The organism is Desulfurobacteriaceae bacterium (genome assembly GCA_039832905.1).
Lineage (GTDB): Bacteria > Aquificota > Aquificia > Desulfurobacteriales > Desulfurobacteriaceae > Desulfurobacterium.
Genome location: JBDOLX010000047.1, coordinates 1 through 2,881 on the forward strand (window position 1 = coordinate 1; position 2,881 = coordinate 2,881).

The window sequence follows — 2,881 nt, forward strand, 5'->3', positions numbered from 1 at the left end:
TACATTGGCAAGATTAGAGCTATTCTGCTTGATACTTACTGTGAAAACTCTTTTGGAGGAACAGGTAAGACTTTTGATTGGGAAATAGCAAAGGTCGTTAAAGAAAGGTTTAACGTTCCGGTAATTCTTTCAGGTGGACTAAATCCTGAAAATGTTGCAGAAGCTATCAAAAAAGTAAATCCTTACGCTGTTGATGTTAGTAGTGGTGTTGAGAAAGAACCAGGAAAGAAAGATAAGGATAAAGTTCAACAATTCATTAAAACTGCAAAATGTTCATAACAGTTGCATTTTCTAAAAATCTTTATATGTTGAATAGAAAAGGCTAAAGGAGTACATCATGGGAACAAAAGGTAGAGCTCTAGTGGGAGAGCACGCGGATAGGATAATTGAACTTCTTAACAAAGCCCTTTGTGATGAGTGGCTTGCTTATTACCAGTATTGGATAGGTTCGAAAGTTATTAAAGGTCCTATGAAAGATGCAGTAATTGCTGAGCTTGTACAACACGCAAATGATGAATTAAGACATGCGGATATGCTTGTTATGAGAATTTTAGAGCTTGGAGGAACTCCAGTTCTTTCTCCAAAACAATGGTTTGAGCTTACAAACTGTGGATACGATGCACCAGAAGATCCTTTTGTAAAGAAAATACTTGAACAGAATATAAAGGGAGAACAGTGTGCAATAGATACTTATAACCAAATCTTGAAGCTGACTAAAGATATTGACCCCATTACTTACAATTTAGTTTTACAAATACTTACAGATGAAGTAGAACACGAGGAAGATTTACAGTCCTTACTTGAAGATCTAGAAAACTTAAACTTCTTAAAATAAGGAAAGGGGGAGAATTCCCCCTATTCTTCATCTTCTTCAACAACCTCAATTTTGAGTTCTTCAAGTTGTTCTGGTCTAACTGTATCAGGAGCACCGGTAAGTAAACACTGGCCTCTTTGGGTCTTTGGAAAGGCTATAACATCTCTAATGGACTCTTCTTTTCTCATAATTGCACAGAGTCTATCAAGTCCAAAAGCCATTCCTCCGTGTGGTGGAGCACCATACTTTAACGCTTCAAGTAAAAATCCAAATCTCTCATTGGCTTCTTCCTCTGAAAGTCCTATCACCTTGAACACTTTTTCCTGAACGTCTTCTCTGTGGATACGAATACTTCCTCCACCAATCTCTACACCATTTAAAACCAAATCGTATGCCCTTGCTCTAACTTTTTCTGGGTTATCTAGAAGCTTCTCGATGTCTTCTTCTTTTGGACTTGTAAATGGATGGTGGAGTGCTTCCCACCTTTCTTCTTCTTCGTTCCATTCAAACATTGGAAAGTCTACAACCCATAGAACATTTATCTTATTGTCATCTATAAGATTTACCATTCTTGCAAGCTTTAATCTAAGGTTTGAAAGTGCTGCGTTAACAACGGAAGGTTTATCTGCAACGAAAAAGAGAATATCTCCCACTTTCGCTTCTAGTCTTTCTAAAATCTTGTTCATCTCTCCTTCTGTGAAAAACTTAACAATTGGAGACTGAAGGCCGCTATCTAGAACCTTAATCCACGCAAGCCCCTTTGCTCCATATACTCCTACAAACTTTGTTAAATCGTCAATCTCTTTTCTTGAAAGGTTAGCACCGCCTTTGAAGTTTATAGCCTTTACGATACCACCATTTTCAACTACTGTTCTAAATACCTTGAAGCTACAAGATTTAACAATGTCTGTGATTTCCTTTAACTCAAGTCCAAACCTTGTATCTGGTCTATCGGTTCCAAAACGGCTCATTGCCTCATCATAAGACATTACAGGAATTTCTCCAATTTCTATGTCAAGGAGTTCTTTATAAAGTCTCCTTAAAAGTTTTTCGGCTATATCCATTACATCTCTTTCCTTTACAAAGGACATTTCAAAGTCTATTTGGGTGAATTCCGGCTGTCTGTCAGCCCTTAAATCTTCATCCCTAAAACATCTTGCAATCTGGTAGTATCTATCAAACCCAGCTACCATTAAAATTTGCTTAAAGAGTTGTGGAGACTGGGGAAGGGCGTAGAACTTTCCAGGATAAATTCTACTTGGAACTAAAAAGTCCCTTGCTCCTTCAGGAGTGCTCTTAGTTAGGTAAGGAGTTTCTATTTCTATAAATCCTTCTTCATTAAAAACACTTCTTGTTATCTGATAAAGCTTGTGTCTGAAAATAATGTTATCCATCATTCTCTTTCTTCTAAGGTCTAAGAAGCGATACTTAAGCCTTGCCTCTTCACCAACTTTTATTTCATCCTCTATCGGAAACGGTAAAGGTAGAGATTTATTGAGGATTTTTAGGTTTTCAACATAAACTTCTATTTCACCAGTTTTTAACTTTGGATTTTCTGTTCCCTCTGGTCTTCTCCTAACTTTCCCTTCAACTGCTATAACGTATTCATGCCTTAGCTTTTTGGCTTTCTCTACAAGTTCTTCGCTAATTTCAGGAGCAAAAACGACCTGAATAATTCCTGTTCTATCCCTTAAATCTACGAAAACAACTCCTCCATGGTCTCTCGTTGAGTCAACCCATCCTGCAAGTTTTACCTTCTTTCCAATATCGGAAGTTTTAACTTCCCCGCAATAATGAGTTCTTTCAAAGTTTCCAAAGTTCTCAAGCATTTTCTACCTCTCTACCTAAAAGTTTTGCTTGCAAATTATCTTATAATCAGGATAAACATCAAGAGGAAGGGAAGAAGTGGCGGTGCAAATTATGCCTCGTTTGAAGAGGCGTTAGCTATAATGCCACGCTTCCCTTCCCCCTCCATTCGGGGGCAAAAAATGAAAATAATCGGAATAGATGTCTCCAAAGATTACATTACGCTATTTGACGGCGAAAGCTTTTTTATTTACGCTGAAA

General features: G+C 37.5%; 4 protein-coding genes. 3 read left to right on the plus strand and 1 reads right to left on the minus strand.

Annotated features, from left to right (window positions below; genetic code table 11):
- A partial coding sequence (locus ABGX27_03435; GenBank protein ID MEO2068543.1) for a phosphoribosylanthranilate isomerase occupies positions 1–279 on the plus strand: 279 nt, incomplete at its 5' end.
- A gap of 58 nt (positions 280–337) precedes the next feature.
- Positions 338–835, plus strand: a complete 498-nt coding sequence (locus ABGX27_03440; GenBank protein ID MEO2068544.1) for a ferritin-like domain-containing protein — start codon at positions 338–340, stop codon at positions 833–835.
- A gap of 20 nt (positions 836–855) precedes the next feature.
- Here the strand turns inward: ABGX27_03440 and aspS are convergent, their stop codons facing one another.
- Positions 856–2,643 carry an aspartate--tRNA ligase gene (aspS, locus tag ABGX27_03445; GenBank protein MEO2068545.1) on the minus strand — a complete coding sequence of 596 codons (1,788 nt, stop codon included), beginning with the start codon at positions 2,641–2,643 and terminating at the stop codon, positions 856–858.
- 24 nt (positions 2,644–2,667) lie between these two features.
- Between aspS and ABGX27_03450 the strand changes: the two genes are divergently transcribed.
- Positions 2,668–2,881: hypothetical protein (locus ABGX27_03450; protein MEO2068546.1), on the plus strand; the 214-nt coding region annotated here is incomplete at its 3' end.

What these genes read in the sequence shown, in the direction of transcription:
- ABGX27_03440 (MEO2068544.1), top strand. Translation starts at nt 338, where the DNA reads ATGGGAACAAAAGGTAGAGCTCTAGTGGGAGAGCACGCGGATAGGATA.
- aspS (MEO2068545.1), bottom strand. Translation starts at nt 2,643, where the DNA reads ATGCTTGAGAACTTTGGAAACTTTGAAAGAACTCATTATTGCGGGGAA.